The 19,932-nt window shown below is 54.3% G+C and carries 23 protein-coding genes; 12 read left to right on the top strand and 11 right to left on the bottom strand.

Annotated elements, in window-relative coordinates; all coding sequences use genetic code 11:
- Window positions 1-79: 79 nt before the first annotated feature.
- Window positions 80-625: an electron transport protein HydN gene (hydN, locus tag NNN64_RS14530; protein ID WP_003037366.1), complete on the bottom strand. Its 546-nt coding sequence runs from the start codon at window positions 623-625 to the stop codon at window positions 80-82.
- Between the two features lie 372 nt (window positions 626-997).
- On the opposite strand from hydN, the gene NNN64_RS14525 reads away from it, so the two are divergent.
- Window positions 998-1,237, top strand: coding sequence for a SymE family type I addiction module toxin (locus tag NNN64_RS14525; protein ID WP_271441811.1), 240 nt, complete (start codon window positions 998-1,000; stop codon window positions 1,235-1,237).
- Window positions 1,238-1,295: 58 nt separating this feature from the next.
- Here the strand turns inward: NNN64_RS14525 and hycI are convergent, their stop codons facing one another.
- From hycI to hycA, 9 genes are all read right to left on the bottom strand, one after another.
- The gene (hycI, locus tag NNN64_RS14520; protein ID WP_271441810.1) at window positions 1,296-1,766 is read right to left on the bottom strand and encodes a hydrogenase maturation peptidase HycI; all 471 of its coding nucleotides are present in this window, start codon (window positions 1,764-1,766) and stop codon (window positions 1,296-1,298) included.
- Window positions 1,759-2,169, bottom strand: coding sequence for a formate hydrogenlyase maturation HycH family protein (locus NNN64_RS14515; RefSeq protein ID WP_069324564.1), 411 nt, complete (start codon window positions 2,167-2,169; stop codon window positions 1,759-1,761). The genes hycI and NNN64_RS14515 overlap by 8 nt, the downstream gene beginning before the upstream one ends.
- Complete coding sequence (gene hycG, locus NNN64_RS14510) at window positions 2,166-2,933, bottom strand: formate hydrogenlyase subunit HycG (RefSeq protein ID WP_271441809.1); 768 nt, start codon at window positions 2,931-2,933, stop codon at window positions 2,166-2,168. Before hycG ends, NNN64_RS14515 begins: the two co-directional genes overlap by 4 nt.
- Window positions 2,933-3,475, bottom strand: coding sequence for a formate hydrogenlyase subunit HycF (gene hycF, locus NNN64_RS14505; RefSeq protein WP_271441808.1), 543 nt, complete (start codon window positions 3,473-3,475; stop codon window positions 2,933-2,935). The genes hycG and hycF overlap by 1 nt, the downstream gene beginning before the upstream one ends.
- Window positions 3,476-3,484: 9 nt before the next feature.
- Entirely contained in the window at window positions 3,485-5,194 is a 1,710-nt protein-coding gene (gene hycE / locus NNN64_RS14500; RefSeq protein ID WP_202037928.1) for a formate hydrogenlyase subunit HycE, read from the bottom strand.
- A gap of 17 nt (window positions 5,195-5,211) precedes the next feature.
- Entirely contained in the window at window positions 5,212-6,135 is a 924-nt protein-coding gene (locus NNN64_RS14495; RefSeq protein ID WP_271441807.1) for a respiratory chain complex I subunit 1 family protein, read from the bottom strand.
- A gap of 2 nt (window positions 6,136-6,137) precedes the next feature.
- Window positions 6,138-7,964: a formate hydrogenlyase subunit 3 gene (gene hycC / locus NNN64_RS14490; protein ID WP_137382774.1), complete on the bottom strand. Its 1,827-nt coding sequence runs from the start codon at window positions 7,962-7,964 to the stop codon at window positions 6,138-6,140.
- Entirely contained in the window at window positions 7,961-8,572 is a 612-nt protein-coding gene (gene hycB / locus NNN64_RS14485; protein WP_271441806.1) for a formate hydrogenlyase subunit HycB, read from the bottom strand. Before hycB ends, hycC begins: the two co-directional genes overlap by 4 nt.
- A 142-nt stretch (window positions 8,573-8,714) precedes the next feature.
- Window positions 8,715-9,173 carry a formate hydrogenlyase regulator HycA gene (gene hycA / locus NNN64_RS14480; protein ID WP_271441805.1) on the bottom strand — a complete coding sequence of 153 codons (459 nt, stop codon included), beginning with the start codon at window positions 9,171-9,173 and terminating at the stop codon, window positions 8,715-8,717.
- A gap of 198 nt (window positions 9,174-9,371) precedes the next feature.
- Here hycA and hypA point away from each other — a divergent pair, with 198 nt between their 5' ends.
- From hypA to NNN64_RS14445, 7 genes are all read left to right on the top strand, one after another.
- The gene (hypA, locus tag NNN64_RS14475; protein ID WP_101741655.1) at window positions 9,372-9,728 is read left to right on the top strand and encodes a hydrogenase maturation nickel metallochaperone HypA; all 357 of its coding nucleotides are present in this window, start codon (window positions 9,372-9,374) and stop codon (window positions 9,726-9,728) included.
- A gap of 86 nt (window positions 9,729-9,814) precedes the next feature.
- Window positions 9,815-10,687, top strand: coding sequence for a hydrogenase nickel incorporation protein HypB (gene hypB / locus NNN64_RS14470; protein ID WP_124020831.1), 873 nt, complete (start codon window positions 9,815-9,817; stop codon window positions 10,685-10,687).
- On the top strand, window positions 10,678-10,950 hold the full coding sequence (hypC, locus tag NNN64_RS14465) for a hydrogenase 3 maturation protein HypC (protein ID WP_061068460.1): 273 nt from the start codon (window positions 10,678-10,680) through the stop codon (window positions 10,948-10,950). The genes hypB and hypC overlap by 10 nt, the downstream gene beginning before the upstream one ends.
- Entirely contained in the window at window positions 10,951-12,072 is a 1,122-nt protein-coding gene (gene hypD, locus NNN64_RS14460; RefSeq protein ID WP_137382771.1) for a hydrogenase formation protein HypD, read from the top strand.
- Window positions 12,069-13,079: a hydrogenase maturation carbamoyl dehydratase HypE gene (gene hypE / locus NNN64_RS14455; protein ID WP_061068461.1), complete on the top strand. Its 1,011-nt coding sequence runs from the start codon at window positions 12,069-12,071 to the stop codon at window positions 13,077-13,079. The genes hypD and hypE overlap by 4 nt, the downstream gene beginning before the upstream one ends.
- Before the next feature lie 205 nt (window positions 13,080-13,284).
- The gene (flhA, locus tag NNN64_RS14450; protein ID WP_137382770.1) at window positions 13,285-15,360 is read left to right on the top strand and encodes a formate hydrogenlyase transcriptional activator FlhA; all 2,076 of its coding nucleotides are present in this window, start codon (window positions 13,285-13,287) and stop codon (window positions 15,358-15,360) included.
- Window positions 15,361-15,404: 44 nt separating this feature from the next.
- Window positions 15,405-15,833, top strand: a complete 429-nt coding sequence (locus NNN64_RS14445; protein WP_003037421.1) for a TOBE domain-containing protein — start codon at window positions 15,405-15,407, stop codon at window positions 15,831-15,833.
- A 124-nt stretch (window positions 15,834-15,957) separates the two neighbouring features.
- Here the strand turns inward: NNN64_RS14445 and NNN64_RS14440 are convergent, their stop codons facing one another.
- On the bottom strand, window positions 15,958-16,302 hold the full coding sequence (locus tag NNN64_RS14440) for a nitrous oxide-stimulated promoter family protein (RefSeq protein ID WP_271441804.1): 345 nt from the start codon (window positions 16,300-16,302) through the stop codon (window positions 15,958-15,960).
- A 187-nt stretch (window positions 16,303-16,489) separates the two neighbouring features.
- Here NNN64_RS14440 and NNN64_RS14435 point away from each other — a divergent pair, with 187 nt between their 5' ends.
- Genes NNN64_RS14435 through sitD form a run of 4 tightly spaced genes read left to right on the top strand, consistent with a single transcriptional unit; the run spans window position 16,490 to window position 19,927 of the window.
- Entirely contained in the window at window positions 16,490-17,407 is a 918-nt protein-coding gene (locus tag NNN64_RS14435) for a metal ABC transporter substrate-binding protein (RefSeq protein ID WP_271441803.1), read from the top strand.
- Complete coding sequence (gene sitB / locus NNN64_RS14430) at window positions 17,404-18,219, top strand: iron/manganese ABC transporter ATP-binding protein SitB (protein ID WP_271441802.1); 816 nt, start codon at window positions 17,404-17,406, stop codon at window positions 18,217-18,219. Before NNN64_RS14435 ends, sitB begins: the two co-directional genes overlap by 4 nt.
- Before the next feature lie 2 nt (window positions 18,220-18,221).
- Window positions 18,222-19,085: an iron/manganese ABC transporter permease subunit SitC gene (sitC, locus tag NNN64_RS14425; protein WP_202037915.1), complete on the top strand. Its 864-nt coding sequence runs from the start codon at window positions 18,222-18,224 to the stop codon at window positions 19,083-19,085.
- Window positions 19,076-19,927: an iron/manganese ABC transporter permease subunit SitD gene (gene sitD / locus NNN64_RS14420; RefSeq protein WP_271441801.1), complete on the top strand. Its 852-nt coding sequence runs from the start codon at window positions 19,076-19,078 to the stop codon at window positions 19,925-19,927. Before sitC ends, sitD begins: the two co-directional genes overlap by 10 nt.
- Window positions 19,928-19,932: the final 5 nt, after the last annotated feature.

The following is a 19,932-nucleotide window of genomic DNA, read 5'->3' as shown; positions in this document are numbered from 1 at the left end:
TATCCGGCCTACATGACGCCCTTGTAGGCCTGATAAGCTGCGCGCCATCAGGCACGTATTTTACGCGGATTTTCAGATATCAGAACAGCAAAGATGCGGTAGAGTCCAGCGCGGCACGGCGACGTTTTTCGGCGCTCAGTTGCTCGAGTTTATTGCGATCCACATAAATCAGCGCGTGAGTTGGGCACACTTCCATGCAGGCAGGTCCCGCTTCGCGGTGGTGGCACAGGTCGCATTTATTGGCTTCGGCTTTTTCTGCACGGACATTTAGACCCGCACCGCTGTTACGCACAACCGGACGTACAACCACTTCCATCGCACCGTAAGGGCAAGCCACAACGCAGGTTTTACAACCAATGCAGCGTTCCTGCATCACGTGGACAAAGCCTTTATCACGGCTGATTGCACCATTCGGACAGACGTTAGCGCACGGCGCATCTTCACACTGACGACACAGCGTCGCCGTGGAAACATTAACACCTTTGATCACGTGAATGCGGGGTAAAAAGGTTTCAGGGGTCAGCGATGCGCAGTCCTGGTTATCCTGATGGGATACCACGCAGGCCACTTCACAGGTACGGCAACCAATGCATTTATTGGCGTCTGCAATGATGAAACGGTTCATCAAATTCTCCAGCAATGACAGATTATCTGCCGAAACATACACAAATCGTGCCAGAATTTAATTAACTGTTATTTAAGGATTTTTATTTTATGCTGGTGCTGTATGGGGTGTCATCGTCACTAGTGACGATGACTAATGACGGCGGTCAACGTGAAACTGACGGAGCAATGGCGTCGCGATCAATCAACTCGCCGGTGAAACTTTTTGGCGACGCAAATCGCCCATGAAATCTACCCGCAAAATACTTTCATTTCATTAATTGCATTCTCAATGTGGAATCCCCCTTCCAGTTTCAGGTTTGCCCCCATACTTTTTTACTGGCATTTTATTCAGTAGTTTTTCGTCTTAACCATTCAGCACAAGGAAGCGTTCATGTCGGATAAAAATGGCAACACAACCGGGGTAATCACCAAGCCCGTACGCCGTTTAACTGTGGGGTATGTCAGGAAACGCCATGAAGATCGCAAGACAGGTTTCACGCTACGCATCAGCCGACACGCCTCGTTAACGCTGAATGGCGACTGGCTGGAACAGGCCGGGTTTCCTACCGGTACGGCAGTGAAGGTGTCAGTGATGCAGGGAAGATTAATTATTGAACAAGCAACGGAATAGCAGAGGGTACGAGAAGTAAAACAGGCCGGACGCACAATGCATCCGGCACTGGCACAGTTTAGTCTTCCGGGGCTTCTAACTCAGAGAATCCACCGTGGCCTTTCCACCCGGCTAATCGCTGATACACGGTTTCAACCGCCTCTTTGATTGGCTGTGTCATAGGGTAGTAAAAGCCGACGATATCCGGCTGAATACCGAGGAAAATCACCTCACCAACATCATCTTTCAGCTGATCGACCAGGTAGTTCAGCGGCATGTTGTGCGTGGTCATCATGAACATTTCGGCAATATCATCAGGATCGATAATACGGATCTCGCCGGGGTTTAACCCCATATCGGTGGCATCTACAATCAACAGACGCTCAGGGCGCAGTTCACGGATCGCGACAATATCGTTTTCCGGCGCGCTGCCGCCATCAATGACAACCCAGTTGCCCTGAGGATTTTCGGCACACATTTCCGCCAACAGCGGACCCGCGCCGTCATCGCCCATCATGCTGTTACCCACACATAATAAAACGTCAGTCACGGTGTCTCCTCACCATCAGATAGATAGCGCTTTCCTGGTGAATGTCATGAAGCATACTCAGCATCAGCTTGCTCCATTCCTGTTGCTGCGGCGTCTGCACGGCGCGTGCATCGTCAAACGCGCGCGCCAGCATTTGCACATGGTTAAAATCGATGACGATTTCACCGTACTTCGGCACACCTTCCATTTTACGTCGGGCTTCGCTGCCTTCGGCTAGTGTGGCAATCCACGCCAGATACTCATCCCATGGACAGGTTAACGCCGCCTCCAGGCAATCGATGACCCCCAGGTGGTGACCAATCGCCAGGCTGTAATAGACAACCTGCTGCGCCTCGGCGGGCGTTGCATCGTTCTCATCAATAAACTTACGGCTCAGTTGACTGAACACCACCGTTTCACTCATCGGATACGCGCCTCTTCGACTACATGGTTAAGATGGGTGACGATTTCGGTCAGACGCGGATCGTTTTCCGTCTCCAGCCAGCGCGCCACCTGCTGCTCACCCTGACCTAACTGCGTCATATAGTCATCAGCAATCTGGCGGCCATAGCGATAACCTGCCAGACGACGCGCTTCGCGATCCACCTTCACGCGCAGCGGTTGAACCATATCCGGATGCAGAATTTCAGCAGGTTGTTCGTCCAGTTCGCCCGGCGCACGTGCATGAATTTTCTGTTCCAGCAGACCCAGCGCCATCGCAAAACCGTACAGCGTTGCCGCTGGCGTCGGAGGACAGCCCGGAATATACACATCCACCGGTACAATTTTGTCGGTGCCACCCCATACGCAGTATAAGTCGTGGAAAATACCACCGCTGTTACCGCAGGCGCCGTAAGAGATACAAATTTTTGGATCCGGCGCAGACTGCCAGGCACGCAGTGCCGGAGAGCGCATCGCACGGGTTACCGCGCCAGTAAACAGCAGAATATCCGCATGACGCGGTGACGGTACTACTTTGATACCAAAGCGTTCGGCATCAAACAGCGGAGAGAGCGTGGCGAAAATTTCTATTTCGCAGCCGTTGCAGCCGCCGCAGTCCACACGATAAACATACGCTGAACGCTTGATGCTTTTCAGCAGCGATGCTTTCATGCTGGCAATGGATTCATCCACCGTCATCGGTACCGGAATACCGTTGGCGTCACGTGGGCCTAATAAATTGCTCATCAGCTGGCCTCTTTCATATGGCGAGTCAGTTCAATACGGTCAGACGGCACCAGACATTTCTGGCGCTTACAATCCGGGCAGGTCTCAAAGCTTTCGCGGTGGTTTTCCGCACGGCTGTCACCGTTGTGCTTGAGCAGCGCAATGGCGTAATCAATCTCTTTTTGTACCGCAAACGGGCGGTTACAGACGCGGCAATTACACAGCGAAAAGCGAGACTGCTGCAGGAAATCTTCTTTCTTCCACACCGCCAGCTCATATTCCTGCGACAGCTTGATCGCCGCCGTCGGGCAAACTTCTTCGCAGCGGGCGCAGAAGATGCAACGACCGAGGTTGAACTGCCACGCCAACTCATTGGTGGCCAAATCGGTTTCAACCGTCAGCGCATTGGACGGACAGGCATTAACGCAGGCTGCGCAGCCAACGCACTGCTGCGGATTGTGTTCCGGCTTACCACGGAAGTTTTTATCGACCGCAATCGGCTCCAGTGGATACGACGACGTCGGCGCCCCAGTTTTGATGACTTTTTTGATAAAGGTAAACATGGCGATTCCTTATTTCAGCGGCGAGTTTTTACGCTCGATGCTGTAGCGCTCAAGTTCTTTGTACGGTACGACTTTGCTCTTCTTCTTACGCACATCGACCACGGTCATACGGTCAGTACAGGAATAGCAAGGATCGAGGCTACCGATAATCAGCGGAGCATCGGAAACGGTGTTACCACGCAGCATGTAACGCAGCGTCGGCCAGTTAGCATAAGTGGCTGCACGGCAGCGCCAGCGGTACAGTTTCTGGTTGTCGCCAGTCATGCTCCAGTGGATATCATCCCCACGTGGCGCTTCGGCAAAGCCCAGCGCGAAGCGGTGAGGAATATAGGTAAAGCCTTCCACCGCCAGCGGGCCGCCTGGCAGGTTATCCAAACCAAAGTCGATCATGTTCAGTGCGGTATAGACTTCATTGATACGGACTTTCAGACGAGAAATGACGTCACAACCTTGCTCGCTGTGGACTTCCATCGGCAGCAGACCGTAGCCTACGAACGGGTGGTCTGCGCGGGTATCACGCGCGTGACCGCTGGCGCGAACCATTGGGCCAACGTTACTGAAGTCACGGGCAATTTCCGGGTCCAGACGACCAATGCCAACGGTACGCTGTTCCATGTTCGGCGTGCTGAGCAGCATGTCGACCAGTTCCTGAACATCACGACGCATTTGCTGCGCCAGTTGACGGGTCTGGATCATGTCTTCTTTCAGCAGGTCACGACGGATCCCGCCTATCAGGTTCAGACCGTACGTTTTACGCGCCCCGGTGAGAATTTCCGCCATTTTCATGGACGTTTCACGTACACGGAAGAATTGCATGAAGCCCGAATCGAAGCCGGTAAAGTGACAGGCAAGACCGAGGTTCAGCAGGTGCGAGTGCAGACGTTCAACTTCCAGCAGAATGGCGCGGATCATCTGTGCACGTTCCGGCACCACGATGCCCATCGCATTCTCAACGGACGTGGTATACGCAGTACTGTGGGCAAAACCACAGATGCCGCAAACACGGTCCGACAGGAATGTCACTTCGTTATAACCCATACGGGTTTCCGCCAGTTTCTCCATGCCGCGGTGGACATAGAACAGACGGTAATCGGCGTCGATAATGTTCTCGCCGTCAACAAACAGGCGGAAGTGACCGGGTTCATCGGAGGTGACGTGCAACGGGCCAATCGGCACCACGTTATTTTTCTTGTCGCCCAGTTCGTTGATGAACTCGTAGGTTTCAGCATCGGTAGTCGGCGCCGGGCGCTGACGATAATCCATGCTGTCTTTACGCAGCGGATAGAGTTCGTCCGGCCAGTCATCCGGTAACACCAGACGGCGCTCATCCGGTAAACCAACCGGGATCAAACCGTACATGTCGCGCACTTCACGCTCGCCCCAGACCGCTGCTGGAACGCGCGGCGTGACGGACGGGAACTCCAGTTTATTGGCATCAACTTCAACGCGGACGGTTATCCAGCACTTGGTACCCTGCTCCATCGACATCACGTAGTAAACGGCGTAATGACCGCACAACTGGCGTTCGTCGTTACCAAACAGTACGGACAACCAACCGCCCTGTTTGTAGTACAGGAACTCCACCACTTCCGGCAGATAGTTCACTTTGACGGTAATTGTCAGCTGATCTTTGGTCTGCCAGGCTTCATCCAACACCACACCCGGAAAGGCCTGGTGCAGTGCGGCGAGATAGTGTTGACCTAATTTTTCTTCAGACATGCTCAAACTCTCTTAAATCACGCCACCAGCAAGGAGACGAACGCTAAAAACGCAAACCCAAAACCGGCCCAGGTCACGCGTGAAGTGGCGCAAAAACGCAGACGCGCCATGCTGTTTTCGAACAGGGCGATGACCAGCACGCCGAGGACCAACTTGACGATGGCAATCACCAGCGCCAGCAGCAACCCACCCGCGGTGAAGGTTTCCATCTGTCCCCACGGCAGGAATACGCCGACGAACATTTGCAGAACCACCAACTGTTTGAGGCTAATGCCCCATTTCAGCACCGCAAAACCGCTGCCGCTGTATTCGGTCAGTGGACCTTCCTGCAGTTCCTGTTCTGCTTCCGCCAGGTCAAACGGCAGTTTGCCCATTTCGATAAAGGTGGCGAAGGCACAGGCGCACAGCGCCAGAATCAGCGGGATACTGCGCGCCGCAGGCCAGTGATAAACGGTATCGGCGATATTGCTGATATGCGTTGAGCCTGCAACCTGCGCCGCGACCCACAGACCCAGCAGCAGGATAGGTTCAACCAGTACGCCGAGCATCGCTTCACGGCTGGCGCCGATTGCGGTGAACGGGCTACCGGTATCCAGACCGGCGATAGAAAAGAAGAAACGGGCAATCGCGAACAGGTAGATTAAGGTTATCAAATCACCCAGCTGCGGCAGCGGAGAACCCACGGTCACCACCGGCAGCGCGGTGGCGATAGTCAGCATCACGCCCACCATCACAAACGGCGTCAGGCGGAAAACCCAGCTGGAATCCGCAGGCGCAATGCTCTGGCGGCCCAGCAGTTTGATAATGTCGCGGTATTCCTGCAACACGCCTGGACCGCGACGGTTGTGCAAACGCGCACGCGCCACGCGGGTAATACCGGACAGCAGCGGCGCAACGGCAAACAGCACCAGCGCCTGAATTAACGGATACAAAACACTCATTCTCAGGCTCCTCGTGAAACCACAATCACCACCAGCACCGCCAGCTCAATCAGCGCCAGGCGACGGAACAGCACGGGTGCAGCTGCATTCTGCCAGCCCGGAACCAGTGATACCGGGTTCAGCCATTTACGCAGTTTGAGTACCGGGGCAAAGGCTTCTTTCACCGGCATGGCAAAGCCATGTGCGGTAATGACCATTGACTGCTCGTGATCGTAACCACACACCCATGCCGCACCACGTGAACGCGACGGCAGACGGTTGCCTTTGAAAATAGCCATGATGATGAACGGCAGCAGCGGACACGCAATCAGCAGCAGCGTGATCATTGGCTGAGAAACGGTGGTGTTCGCGGTTTCCAGCGGCAGCGGAACAGCAGAGGAAATCATCGGCAGCAGCCACGGTGCAGCCACACCGCCAATCACGCAGCAGATAGCCAGCGCAACCACGCTCACGCCCATCAGGATTGGCGCGCAGCAGGCGTTTTCAGCTTCCTTCGTGCGCGGTGCGCCAAGGAACGTAACGCCATAGACTTTCGCCATACACATCACCGCCAGTGCGCCGGTAATCGCCAGCCCGACCGCCAGCAACGGCCCTAACAAACTGCCGACAAAAGCGCCACTGTTGCCGAGCTTAAAGAAGGATTGATAGATAACCCACTCACCGGCAAAACCGTTCAGCGGCGGCAGTGCTGCCATCGCCATCAGACCAACCAGCATCGCCAGAGAAATCACCGGCATGCGTTTACCGATCCCGCCCAGTTTTTCGATATCACGATGACCGGTACGGAACCAGATGCTGCCCGCGCCCAGGAACAGGACGCTTTTGAACAAACTGTGGTTAACCAGATGATACAGACCGCCGGTCAGACCCAGCGCAATCAGTGCCGGTTGATTGAGGGAAATCCCGGTCACGCCAGCACCCAGCCCCAGCAGAATAATGCCGATGTTTTCCAGCGTGTGGTACGCCAGCAGACGCTGGATGTTATGTTCCATCAGCGCATACAACCCACCGACAAACGCGGTGATCATGCCTAACACCAGCAGCGTAACGCCCCACCACAGCGGCGCGTTACCGCCCAGCAGCGACAGGGAGAGAATGCCCAGCAAACCGACTTTCATAACCACGGTAGAGAACAATGCCGCCGCCGGCGCGCTGGCGTTAGCATGTGCCTGAGGCACCCAACCGTGCAGCGGGATAATCCCTGCCAACAAGCCAAAGCCCGCCACGCCCAGCAGCCAGATATCGGAGCCGAGCGGCAGCTCCTGGGTACGCAGGTCAAGCAGACGCAGCTCCAGGGTGCCGTAGCGTTGCCACACCAGATAACACGCGAGCGCCAGCAGCAGCGTACCGATACGCCCCAGCGCAAACCACAGCTTGCCTTCTTTGCTGCAGCCAGTCAGGAACACCGCGCACAGCGCCATGATTTCTGCCATCACCACCAGCGTACCGAGGTTGCTGGCAACCACTGCGCACACTGCCGCGGCCATCAGCAGATTCACCAGCAGGCCGTTAGCCTTCACCTGCGGATGACGATGCCAGTCAATGTTGTACAGGCTGACAAACAGGCCGCACAGGCCCAGCGTAATCAGCCAGATAGCATTCAGCGGCGTCACTTGCAGACTGTGACCGATAAACGGCATCACGCCAGTCACCGCCAGCGCATTGGTCAGAACGGTAAAACCGGCGGCTGCGGTACACAGGCTGCCTACCGCACCGCCAACCCCAGCAATCCAGCCGCTCAGCGATTTATGAAACGAAAACAGAAATGCCAAAACCGCAGCCGCCGTAAACCAGGCCACGCCGCTGTTAATCAGTGAAATTGCGCTCATTTTGCATCTCCACTCTGAGCCTGCTGAAACAAGGTGAGATCGCCGAAATCGGTATTGAAAGTCAGCTCACGCTTACGTTTACTGGCGCGTGCGATATCGATGTTACTCACCAGGTGCAGGGCTTTGGTCGGGCACATGCGTACGCAGGCCGGACCTTGCTCGTCAAAACTACACAGATCGCATTTCACCGCGATGGCACGAACGCCCGGTACCCAGTCCAGCAGCGTGCTCACACGCGCAGGAGCCGGCGGAGCCGGGGGCGCTTTTGGCGTATTGGCGTTCGCCGGGATGTGCAGCGGACGGCTGCCGGAAAACTCAATCGCGCCGAACGGACAGGCGATCCCGCACAATTTGCAGCTGACGCACAGACTTTCATTCAGCTGTACGGCGCCATCGACACGGTTAATGGCATTAACCGGGCAAACTGTGGCACAAGGCGCATCTTCACACTGGTGGCAAAGCTGCGGTGCAGATTCTTTTTCATTTAACATCACTTTCAGGCGCGGCATTGACTGCAGGCCATGCTGGCGATGTGTCTCTGAGCAGGCGGCCTCACAGGTGTGGCAGCCAATGCAAAGAGTGGAGTCAGCAATTACAAAACGATTCACCAGGCATTCCTCAGGTGATAGTCATTTTTGACGAAAACATGTCTGGCAAATGTCATTTCGACATTTTTCGACATGCCCATTCCCTAAACCGTCGTGATGCAGAGCAAACCGCATCATGACTCAAGTGGGCAACACCCGAGGCTTAAGCCGGGTTATGTCCTTCAACCAGCTGGCTTAAATTCACCGGCATATTGTTTTCAACCGCGGTGTACAAGCTGTCGTAGACACTGGCGATTTTTTCGAGATAGTGCTCCAGCACTTGCTCGCGATCGCGGTTGCTGATGCGCTCATCGATCTGCCCGTCGAGGGTCAACTCTGCCTGTGCAATCAGTTGCTTATCATCACCGTCTTTCGTTTCAACGTAGTACTCGATGGTGTGGCTGTTAAAGCCGTCCGCCAGCGTGACGTAGATAGTGAAGTGTTCAAAAAGGACAAAGCACAAATCCTTGTCCGGCGCGCAGCTCATCGCATGATGCAAACGCGCTTTTGACAGGGTGATCCCCTGAACCAGCGAGTTGCAGTAGATACGCCACTGGTCCTGTAGGCGACGATGCCGTTCAGCGATGTAATCGGCTTTTTCGCTTATTTCCCAAATAGTCATGTCAGGTTACCCGTTTAGCAGAGATGAACAGCCTTAAGCACATTTCATGCCAAAATTAATTTTGTTTGTTTTCATGCTGTTATGAATTTATGACGCGATGACGACATGTCATTTCGTCATCGTCGACATTGTCACGAACGTGAAAATTCAACCTGGCATGTTTATTGCTTTTAAAACGGCAACATCTTAGGAGGCGATATGCACGAAATAACCCTCTGCCAACGGGCACTGGAATTGATTGAACAACAGGCCACCCAACATGGCGCAAAGCGGGTAACTGGGGTCTGGCTCAAAATTGGCGCATTTTCTTGCGTAGAAACCAGCGCTCTCGCCTTTTGTTTTGATCTGGTATGCCGTGGCACCCTTGCAGAAGGTTGTAAACTCCACCTCGAAGAACAAGAAGCCGAATGTTGGTGCGAATCTTGTCAGCAATACGTCACGTTGCTGACGCAGCGCGTGCGTCGGTGTCCGCAATGCAATAGCGATATGCTGAGAATTGTGGCCGACGACGGCTTACAGATTCGAAGAATTGAAATAGGCGACGCCGAAGACTAATTCCGGTGACACCTCTGGTAGGCCGGATAAGGCAAAACTGCCATCCGGCAACAGATATACCGCAAGATAAAGATCAGGAGTGAGCGATGTGTACGACATGTGGTTGCGCTGAAGGCAACCTATATATAGAGGGTGATGAACATAACCCCCACTCGGCGTTCCGCAGCGCGCCATTTGCCCCGGCGGCTCGCCCGGCACTGAATATTACCGGTGTGAAAACCTCCAGTTTCGCACCGAGCCAGACCGCTGAAGGCGATCTGCACTATGGTCACGGTGAAGCAGGCACTCACGCGCCAGGTATGAGCCAGCGCCGCATGCTGGAAGTCGAAATAGACGTGCTGGACAAAAACAATCGTCTGGCCGAGCGCAACCGCGCCCGATTCGCTGCCCGTCAGCATCTGGTACTGAACCTTGTCTCAAGCCCAGGCTCCGGTAAAACGACGCTGCTGACCGAAACGCTGATGAAGCTGAAAGACAGTGTGCCATGTGCCGTCATTGAAGGCGACCAGCAGACGGTTAACGATGCCGCTCGTATTCGCGCCACCGGCACACCCGCAATCCAGGTCAACACCGGTAAAGGTTGCCACCTTGATGCGCAAATGATTGCCGATGCTGCGCCACGTCTGCCGCTTGATGACAATGGCATTCTGTTCATTGAGAACGTTGGTAACCTGGTCTGCCCAGCCAGCTTTGACCTCGGCGAGCGTCATAAAGTCGCCGTGCTCTCTGTTACCGAAGGCGAAGATAAGCCGCTGAAGTACCCGCACATGTTTGCTGCTGCATCACTGATGCTGCTCAACAAAGTGGATCTGCTGCCTTACCTTAATTTTGATGTTGAGAAGTGCATCGCCAGCGCCCGGGAAGTGAACCCGGACATTGAAATCATCCTGATTTCCGCCACCAGCGGCGAAGGGATGGATCAATGGCTGTCATGGCTGGAGAATCAGCGATGTGCATAGGTGTTCCGGGTCAAATCCGCACCATTGATGGCAACCAGGCTAAGGTCGATGTTTGCGGTATTCAGCGCGACGTCGATCTGACGCTGGTCGGGAGCTGTGATGAAAAGGGTGAGCCACGTCTGGGCCAGTGGGTACTGGTTCACGTCGGTTTCGCCATGAGCATCATTAATGAAGCAGAAGCGCGCGACACGCTCGACGCGCTGCAAAACATGTTTGACGTTGAGCCGGATGTCGGCGCGTTGCTGTATGGCGAGGAAAAATAAATGCGTTTTGTTGACGAATATCGCGCACCAGAACAGGTGATGCAGTTGATAGAGCATCTGTGCGAGCGTGCCGCTCACCTCTCCTACACCGCTGAACGCCCGCTGCGCATTATGGAAGTTTGTGGTGGTCATACCCACGCTATCTTTAAATTCGGCCTCGATCAGCTTCTGCCCGCAAATGTGGAGTTTATTCACGGTCCAGGCTGCCCGGTGTGCGTTCTGCCGATGGGCAGAATTGACAGCTGTGTCGAAATCGCCAGCCACCCGGAAGTGATTTTCTGCACCTTTGGCGACGCGATGCGCGTCCCTGGAAAACAGGGCTCACTGCTACAGGCCAAAGCACGCGGCGCGGATGTCCGTATCGTCTATTCCCCGATGGATGCACTGAAACTGGCCGAGGAAAACCCAACGCGCAAAGTGGTGTTCTTTGGCCTGGGTTTTGAAACCACCATGCCGACAACCGCCATAACTCTGCAGCAGGCCAAACAGCGCGATGTGCAGAACTTTTACTTTTTCTGCCAGCACATCACCTTGATCCCAACGCTGCGCAGCCTGCTGGAACAGCCGGACAACGGTATCGACGCCTTTTTGGCACCGGGTCACGTCAGTATGGTGATTGGCACTGACGCCTATAATTTCATTGCCTCAGATTTCCATCGCCCGCTGGTGGTCGCCGGCTTCGAGCCGCTTGATCTGCTGCAAGGCGTCGTGATGCTGATTGAGCAGAAAATAGCGGCCCAAAGCCAGGTCGAAAACCAGTATCGTCGCGTGGTACCGGATGCCGGTAACGCGTTAGCCCAGCAGGCTATCGCCGACGTGTTCAGTGTTAACGGTGACAGCGAATGGCGGGGGCTGGGCGTGATTGAATCATCCGGCGTTCACCTGACGCCTGACTATCAGCGCTTTGACGCCGAAGCACATTTCCAGCCAGCGCCGCAGCAGGTCTATGACGATCCGCGCGCACGTTGCGGGGAGGTGCTGACTGGCCGATGCAAACCGCATCAGTGCCCATTATTTGGTAAAACCTGTAACCCGGAGACCGCATTTGGTGCCCTGATGGTCTCCTCCGAAGGCGCATGTGCCGCCTGGTATCAGTATCGTCAGCAGGAGTGTGAAGCATGAACAGCGTACAACTCGCCCACGGTAGCGGCGGTCAGGCTATGCAGCAGTTGATCAACAGTCTGTTTATGGAAGCTTTTGCTAACCCGTGGCTGGCAGAACAGGAAGATCAGGCGCGCCTGGAACTGGCACAACTGGTCGCAGAAGGCGATCGTCTGGCGTTTTCAACGGACAGCTACGTTATCGACCCACTGTTCTTCCCCGGCGGCAACATTGGCAAGCTGGCAATCTGCGGTACGGCTAACGATGTCGCGGTCAGCGGCGCGATACCGCGCTACCTCTCCTGCGGTTTTATCCTCGAAGAGGGTCTGCCAATGGACACGCTGAAAACCGTCGTGAACAGCATGGCAGCAACCGCCCGTGAAGCGGGTATTGCTATCGTAACCGGCGATACCAAAGTTGTGCAGCGCGGCGCTGCGGACAAACTGTTCATCAACACCGCCGGTATGGGCGCAATTCCCGCCAATATTCACTGGGGGGCGCAAACCCTGAGCGTGGGTGATGTGCTGCTGGTGAGTGGTACACTTGGCGATCACGGTGCGACTATCCTCAACCTGCGCGAACAGTTGGGGCTTGATGGCGAACTGGTCAGCGACTGTGCGGTGTTAACGCCGCTTATCCAGACGCTACGCGATATTCCTGGCGTGAAAGCGCTGCGTGATGCCACCCGCGGCGGCGTAAATGCAGTAACACATGAATTTGCGGCCTCTTGCGGATTTGGCATTGAGCTGTCTGAAGCGGCACTGCCGGTGAAACCTGCCGTGCGTGGCGTTTGCGAACTGCTGGGTCTGGACGCACTCAACTTTGCCAACGAAGGCAAGCTGGTGATTGCCGTTGAACGTCAGGCTGCTGAAGCCGTACTCGCCGCACTCCACGCCCATCCTTTAGGACGCGATGCCGCGCTGATTGGTGAAGTGGTTGAACGTAAAGGCGTACGCCTTGCCGGACTGTACGGCGTGAAACGGACCCTCGATTTACCACACGCCGAGCCACTGCCTCGTATATGCTAGCAGCCGGTTGGCAATCTGTTCCTGGCCGGATAAACCACGTTTGGGTCGTTATCCGGCATTAACACTGTATTACTGCCTGATGGCGCTTTGCTTATCAGGCCTATGGTTTGAATACCCGACCCATCCGGCAATAATTTACGACTTATACCTATAATTCATTTACCGTTTTCGCACCGTTCTGCGGTGTTTTCCCTGGAAAAGCAATATGTCGTATACACCGATGAGTGACCTCGGACAGCAAGGCCTGTTCGATATTACTCGTACATTATTACAGCAGCCCGATCTTCAGTCTCTTAGTGAGGCGCTTTCGCAGCTGGTCAAGCGTTCAGCGCTGGCTGACTGCGCGGCTATTGTGTTATGGCAGGCACAGACGCAGCGTGCGCGTTATTTTGCGACGCGTGAAAATGGTAAACCCATCGACTATGAAGACGAAACGGTACTGGCACACGGTCCGGTACGTCGTATTCTGTCTCGCCCCGATGCGCTGCACTGTAACTATCATGAATTTTCAGAAACCTGGCCACAGTTGGCCTCTGGCGGATTGTATTCTGAATTTGGTCACTACTGTTTGCTGCCGCTGGCGGCGGACGGACGCATCTTTGGCGGCTGCGAATTTATCCGCAACGAGGATCGCCCGTGGAGTGAAAAAGAGTACAACCGGCTACAGACCTTCACCCAAATAGTCGGCGTCGTTGCGGAACAAATTCAGAGCAGGGTCAGCAACAATGTCGATTACGATTTGCTGTGTCGCGAACGTGACAACTTTCGTATCCTCGTCGCTATCACCAATGCGGTACTCTCCCGACTGGACATTGACGAGCTGGTCAGCGAAGTCGCCAAAGAGATCCACCACTATTTCGATATTGATGCCATCAGCATCGTATTACGCAGCGATCGCAAAAATAAGTTGAGTATCTACTCCACCCACTATCTGGATGAGAATCATCCAGCTCACGAACAAAGTGAAGTGGATGAAGCTGGCACGCTTTCCGAGCGGGTGTTCCGCAGCAAAGAGATGCTGCTGATTAACCTGAGCGAACGCGATACCCTTGCGCCGTATGAACGCATGCTGTTCGAAACCTGGGGTAACCAGTTACAAACGCTGTGCCTGCTGCCGCTGATGTCCGGCAATACGATGCTTGGCGTGCTCAAACTGGCGCAGTGTGAAGAAAAAGTTTTCACCACCGCCAACCTGAAACTGTTGCGCCAGATTGCCGAACGCGTAGCCATTGCGGTAGATAACGCGCTTGCCTATCAGGAGATACACCGCCTGAAAGAACGTCTGGTCGATGAAAACCTGGCGTTGACCGAGCAACTGAACAATGTGGACAGTGAGTTCGGCGAAATTATCGGTCGCAGCGAAGCCATGTACAGCGTACTCAAACAGGTCGAAATGGTGGCGCAAAGCGACAGTACCGTATTGATTCTGGGTGAGACAGGTACGGGTAAAGAGCTGATCGCCAGAGCAATTCATAATCTGAGTGGACGTAATGCCCGTCGGATGGTGAAGATGAACTGCGCAGCAATGCCTGCCGGATTGCTGGAAAGCGACCTGTTTGGTCACGAGCGCGGTGCCTTTACCGGGGCCAGCACACAGCGAATTGGGCGTTTCGAACTGGCGGATAAAAGCTCCCTGTTCCTCGACGAAGTCGGTGACATGCCGCTGGAACTCCAGCCGAAGTTACTGCGTGTACTTCAGGAGCAGGAATTTGAACGCCTGGGCAGCAACAAACTGATCCAAACCGACGTTCGGTTGATCGCCGCCACCAACCGCGATCTGAAAAAGATGGTTGCCGATCGAGAATTCCGTAACGATCTGTATTACCGGTTGAACGTTTTCCCGATCCATTTACCTCCGCTGCGCGAGCGCCCGGAAGACATCCCACTGCTGGTGAAAGCCTTCACCTTTAAAATCGCTCGCCGGATGGGGCGCAATATCGACAGTATTCCTGCCGAAGCGCTTCGTACCTTGAGCAGCATGGAGTGGCCGGGTAACGTCCGCGAACTGGAAAACGTAGTGGAACGCGCCGTTCTGCTGACCCGAGGCAACGTGCTGCAATTATCCCTACCGGATATCACCACGCAGACGCCCCCGCCTCCGGTCGCAACTGAAGTCGCACAGGATGGCGAAGATGAATACCAGTTGATTATGCGGGTACTGAAAGAGACCAATGGCGTTGTCGCCGGTCCTAAAGGTGCTGCGCAGCGACTGGGGCTAAAACGAACCACGTTGTTGTCGCGGATGAAGCGATTAGGTATTGATAAGGATGCGCTGGTTTAGCCATTGTGGCTATACTGGGTGATAACTCAACGAAAGGAGGCAGTATGGCGGTATCAGCACGTAATCAATTAACCGGTACAGTCAGTGCAGTTGCCACTGGCGCAGTGAATGATGAAGTTGAACTGACGCTGGCTGGCGGCGCAAAACTGGTCGCGATTGTGACTCATAGCAGTCAGCAGGCACTGGGTCTGGCGAAAGGAAAAGAAGCCATTGCGCTGATCAAAGCGCCGTGGGTGACGCTGGCGACTGAAGACTGCGGTCTGAAGTTCTCTGCCCGCAACCAATTTGCCGGTAGCGTTTCACAGGTAACTGAAGGCGCCGTTAACGCCACCGTACACATCAAAACTGATGCCGGTTTTGACATTGTCGCGGTCGTGACGAACGAAAGTCAGCAAGAGATGAAACTGAGCCAGGGAAGCCGGGTCATCGCGCTGATCAAAGCCTCGGCCATTCTTATTGCCACCAAAGCGTAACCGCTATCCGGTACCGGATAGTTAAATTGCCCGATGGCGCTACGCTCATCGGGCCTACGCGACGGTGCACTTGCTCTTGTAGGCCGGATAAGGCATCGCCGCCATCCGGCACAAAATAACCAGATTACTTCTTGCGCTGATATTTCTCAGGTAATTCCGGGACTGGACGCTTGTCATCAATCAGATGGCGAATGGTCAGAATCGGGTGACGCCAGAGCATTCTCGGCCCGGCCCAACGCATAATTTGCCTCATCTCTTCCCGTTTGGCTGGCTGATAGCAGTGTACCGGGCACTGTTTGCAGGCCGGTTTTTCCTCGCCAAACACGCACTTATCCAGGCGCTTTTGCGCATAAGCAAACAACGCATCGTAATGCCCCTGCTCATCTGAAGCTTCCGGACACTGGCTTTCGTACAGCGAGATCATTTTTTGGATCGTCATTTTTTCACGAGCAATACGTTTGCCGGACATGAGACCTCCACAATTAAGTTGCATAAATAATACACCTTAAAAATACGCAGCACTATTACCTGAAGGTGATACATCCTTAGCACCCTACGCAAATAAGAATTATTTTCATTTACTTATGCCATGTGCTATATAACATAGCAAAGGCTATATTCGATGATTAATTAACCACTTTATTGTGAGGGATACTATGCCGCATCTGCCTCGTCTGAAATCAGTTCTCCTTGCCAGCCTGTTGACGGCACTTACGCTGTCACCTGCCTGGGCGAAAGAAAAGTTTAAGGTCATCACGACGTTTACGATCATTGCTGATATGGCAAGCAATGTGGCAGGCGATGCGGCGGACGTCAGTTCAATTACCAAGCCCGGAGCAGAAATTCACGAATACCAGCCCACACCAGGCGACATTAAGCGGGCGCAGGGTGCGCAGTTAATTCTCTCAAATGGTCTCAATCTGGAACTCTGGTTCGCCCGCTTCTACCAACATCTGTCCGGCGTACCGGAAGTGATGGTCTCAAACGGCGTACAACCGATGGGCATCAGCGAAGGGCCATACAATGGAAAACCCAATCCACATGCCTGGATGTCAGCAGACAACGCACTGATTTACGTGGATAACATTCGCGATGCATTAATGAAATATAACCCGGAAAACGCGGCGACCTACCAGAAGAATGCCGAGCGCTATAAAGCGGAAATTAAGCAAACGCTCGCGCCGCTACAAGCTGAACTTGCCAAAATTCCTGCCGATAAACGCTGGCTGGTCACTAGCGAAGGGGCGTTCTCTTATCTGGCACGCGATAACGATCTGAAAGAACTGTACTTATGGCCGATCAACGCCGATCAACAAGGTACGCCGAAACAGGTACGCAAGGTGATCGATACCCTACGAGCGCATCAGATCCCCACGGTATTTAGCGAAAGTACCGTGTCCGACAAACCCGCGCGTCAGGTGGCCCGAGAGTCTGGCGCACATTACGGCGGCGTGCTGTACGTCGATTCACTCAGCGCTGCCGACGGCCCGGTCCCGACCTATTTGGATCTACTGCGCGTCACCACACAAACTATTGTTAACGGCATCAACAACGGCCTTGGGAGTCAACCATGAGTCAATCTGCGATTACCGTGAATCAGGTTACGGTGACGTATCGCAACGGCCACACCGCACTGCGGGATGCCACGTTTCAGGTTCCGGGCGGCTCGATTGCCGCGCTGGTTGGTGTAAATGGTTCCGGGAAATCAACACTGTTTAAGGCGTTGATGGGGTTTGTCCGGCTGGCACAGGGGGAAATCTCTATCCTGCAACAGCCGGTCAGCAAGGCGCTAAAACAGAATCTGATTGCGTATGTGCCCCAGTCTGAAGAGGTGGACTGGTCATTTCCGGTGCTGGTCGAAGATGTGGTCATGATGGGACGTTTTGGCCATATGGGCTGGCTGCGCCGGCCAAAGGCGCACGATCACGCCTGCGTGGATGCTGCTCTGGCGCGGGTCGATATGCTGGAATACCGCCATCGCCAGATTGGTGAACTTTCCGGTGGGCAGAAAAAACGCGTTTTCCTGGCAAGGGCCATTGCACAAGATGGGCAGGTCATTTTGCTGGATGAACCCTTCACCGGCGTAGATGTAAAAACCGAGGCCCGTATCATCGGTCTGCTGCGCGAATTGCGCGATGAGGGCCGAACCATGCTGGTCTCCACCCATAACCTGGGCTCGGTCACCGAGTTTTGTGATTACACGGTAATGATTAAAGGCACCGTGCTGGCAAGCGGCCCAACTGATACCACCTTTACCACTGAGAACCTTGAACAGGCATTTAGCGGCGTTCTGCGTCATGTCGCATTGAGCGGGGGTGAGCAGCATGTGATTACCGATGATGAGCGCCCGTTTATTTCGCGTCGCGCGGCACGCGAGGGGGAATAATCATGAACTGGCTGACAGAACCTTTTGGTTACCAGTACATGCTCAACGCCATGTGGGTTTCGGCGATGGTCGGCGGCCTGTGCGCGTTCCTCTCGTGCTACCTGATGCTCAAAGGCTGGTCGCTTATTGGCGATGCACTATCGCATTCCATCGTGCCCGGTGTTGCCGGGGCCTATATGTTAGGGCTTCCCTTCGCGCTGGGGGCATTTCTTTCCGGGGGACTGGCTGCGGGCAGTATGCTGTTTCTCAATCAGCGATCACGTCTGAAAGAAGATGCCATCATCGGGCTGATATTTTCCTCTTTCTTCGGTATCGGGCTGTTTATGGTGTCACTCAATCCGATGTCGGTGAACATCCAGACCATTATTCTCGGCAACGTGCTGGCGATTGCGCCGGAAGATATTTTGCAACTGGCGATCATCGGCGTTATCTCACTGACCATCCTGCTGCTGAAGTGGAAAGACCTGATGGTGGTCTTTTTCGATGAAAACCATGCACGCTCTATCGGTCTGAATCCAGGTCGGCTGAAGCTGCTATTTTTTACGCTGCTCTCCGTTTCCACCGTTGCCGCACTGCAAACCGTCGGCGCATTTCTGGTCATTTGCCTGGTGGTCACGCCTGGCGCGACCGCCTGGTTGCTGACGGATCGTTTTCCACGCCTGCTCACTATCGCAGTCGCTATCGGTAGCCTGACCAGCTTTTTTGGTGCCTGGCTAAGCTACTGGCTGGACGGTGCAACCGGAGGAATTATTGTGGTTCTGCAAACGCTGTTATTCCTGCTGGCGTTCGTGTTTGCACCCAAACACGGCCTGCTGGCAAACCGCCGCCGCGCCCGACGGGTGAACAAGGAGTCCTCATGTTCTTAACCACATTACTGGAACCCTTTCAGTTCAGCTTTATGGTCAATGCGCTGACCATCTCAGTTATCGTCGCCGTACCCTGCGCACTGCTGTCGGTCTTTTTGGTATTGAAAGGTTGGGCGCTGATGGGGGATGCCATGAGCCATGCGGTCTTTCCGGGGATTGTACTGGCCTGGATTGCAGGTATTCCGCTGGCGATTGGCGCTTTTGTCGCCGGATTGTTCTGCGCGGTCGCCACCGGGTATCTTGACGATAACAGCCGTATCAAGCGCGATACCCTGATGGGGATCGTCTTTTCCGGTATGTTTGGCGCCGGGCTGGTGCTGTATGTGTCAATCCAGTCTGAAATTCATCTGGACCATATTTTGTTCGGTGACATGCTGGGCGTTTCGCTGGGCGATATTGCGCAGACTGCGGTTATCGCTTTGGGGATAGCGCTTATCATCGGGCTCAAATGGAAAGATCTGCTACTGCATGCATTCGATCCGCACCAGGCAAAGGCCAGCGGTCTTAACACCACACTGCTGCATTATGGTCTGCTGTGTATGATCGCCCTGACTATCGTCGCGACGCTAAAGTCGGTAGGTATTATTTTGTCGATCTCCTTGTTAATTGCCCCCGGTGCGATTGCGATTTTAATGACACGCAGGTTCGCCCAGGCATTATTACTGGCTACCGCCATATCGGTTGCAACGTCATTTCTGGGTGTATACCTGTCATTTTTCATCGACAGTGCCCCCGCGCCGACGATTGTCGTTTTATTTTCCCTGCTGTTTGTCATCACCTTTATTTATTCAACGCTGCGCGATCGTCATTCAGAAAACCGGCTTCAGTCGCATGATATATAAATAAC

This window comes from Citrobacter sp. Igbk 14 (assembly GCF_028069825.1).
GTDB lineage: Bacteria > Pseudomonadota > Gammaproteobacteria > Enterobacterales > Enterobacteriaceae > Citrobacter.
The sequence above is the reverse complement of the archived record's forward strand: the minus strand, read 5'-3'. Positions and strand labels throughout refer to the sequence as shown.

What these genes read in the sequence shown, in the direction of transcription:
- NNN64_RS14440 (WP_271441804.1), bottom strand. Translation starts at nt 16,302, where the DNA reads ATGTCCGGCAAACGTATTGCTCGTGAAAAAATGACGATCCAAAAAATG.
- hypA (WP_101741655.1), top strand. Translation starts at nt 9,372, where the DNA reads ATGCACGAAATAACCCTCTGCCAACGGGCACTGGAATTGATTGAACAA.
- hypE (WP_061068461.1), top strand. Translation starts at nt 12,069, where the DNA reads ATGAACAGCGTACAACTCGCCCACGGTAGCGGCGGTCAGGCTATGCAG.
- sitD (WP_271441801.1), top strand. Translation starts at nt 19,076, where the DNA reads ATGTTCTTAACCACATTACTGGAACCCTTTCAGTTCAGCTTTATGGTC.
- hydN (WP_003037366.1), bottom strand. Translation starts at nt 625, where the DNA reads ATGAACCGTTTCATCATTGCAGACGCCAATAAATGCATTGGTTGCCGT.
- hycF (WP_271441808.1), bottom strand. Translation starts at nt 3,475, where the DNA reads ATGTTTACCTTTATCAAAAAAGTCATCAAAACTGGGGCGCCGACGTCG.
- hypC (WP_061068460.1), top strand. Translation starts at nt 10,678, where the DNA reads ATGTGCATAGGTGTTCCGGGTCAAATCCGCACCATTGATGGCAACCAG.
- hycC (WP_137382774.1), bottom strand. Translation starts at nt 7,964, where the DNA reads ATGAGCGCAATTTCACTGATTAACAGCGGCGTGGCCTGGTTTACGGCG.
- hycG (WP_271441809.1), bottom strand. Translation starts at nt 2,933, where the DNA reads ATGAGCAATTTATTAGGCCCACGTGACGCCAACGGTATTCCGGTACCG.
- sitB (WP_271441802.1), top strand. Translation starts at nt 17,404, where the DNA reads ATGAGTCAATCTGCGATTACCGTGAATCAGGTTACGGTGACGTATCGC.
- sitC (WP_202037915.1), top strand. Translation starts at nt 18,222, where the DNA reads ATGAACTGGCTGACAGAACCTTTTGGTTACCAGTACATGCTCAACGCC.
- flhA (WP_137382770.1), top strand. Translation starts at nt 13,285, where the DNA reads ATGTCGTATACACCGATGAGTGACCTCGGACAGCAAGGCCTGTTCGAT.
- NNN64_RS14515 (WP_069324564.1), bottom strand. Translation starts at nt 2,169, where the DNA reads ATGAGTGAAACGGTGGTGTTCAGTCAACTGAGCCGTAAGTTTATTGAT.
- NNN64_RS14445 (WP_003037421.1), top strand. Translation starts at nt 15,405, where the DNA reads ATGGCGGTATCAGCACGTAATCAATTAACCGGTACAGTCAGTGCAGTT.
- hycA (WP_271441805.1), bottom strand. Translation starts at nt 9,173, where the DNA reads ATGACTATTTGGGAAATAAGCGAAAAAGCCGATTACATCGCTGAACGG.
- NNN64_RS14525 (WP_271441811.1), top strand. Translation starts at nt 998, where the DNA reads ATGTCGGATAAAAATGGCAACACAACCGGGGTAATCACCAAGCCCGTA.
- NNN64_RS14495 (WP_271441807.1), bottom strand. Translation starts at nt 6,135, where the DNA reads ATGAGTGTTTTGTATCCGTTAATTCAGGCGCTGGTGCTGTTTGCCGTT.
- hypD (WP_137382771.1), top strand. Translation starts at nt 10,951, where the DNA reads ATGCGTTTTGTTGACGAATATCGCGCACCAGAACAGGTGATGCAGTTG.
- NNN64_RS14435 (WP_271441803.1), top strand. Translation starts at nt 16,490, where the DNA reads ATGCCGCATCTGCCTCGTCTGAAATCAGTTCTCCTTGCCAGCCTGTTG.
- hypB (WP_124020831.1), top strand. Translation starts at nt 9,815, where the DNA reads ATGTGTACGACATGTGGTTGCGCTGAAGGCAACCTATATATAGAGGGT.
- hycE (WP_202037928.1), bottom strand. Translation starts at nt 5,194, where the DNA reads ATGTCTGAAGAAAAATTAGGTCAACACTATCTCGCCGCACTGCACCAG.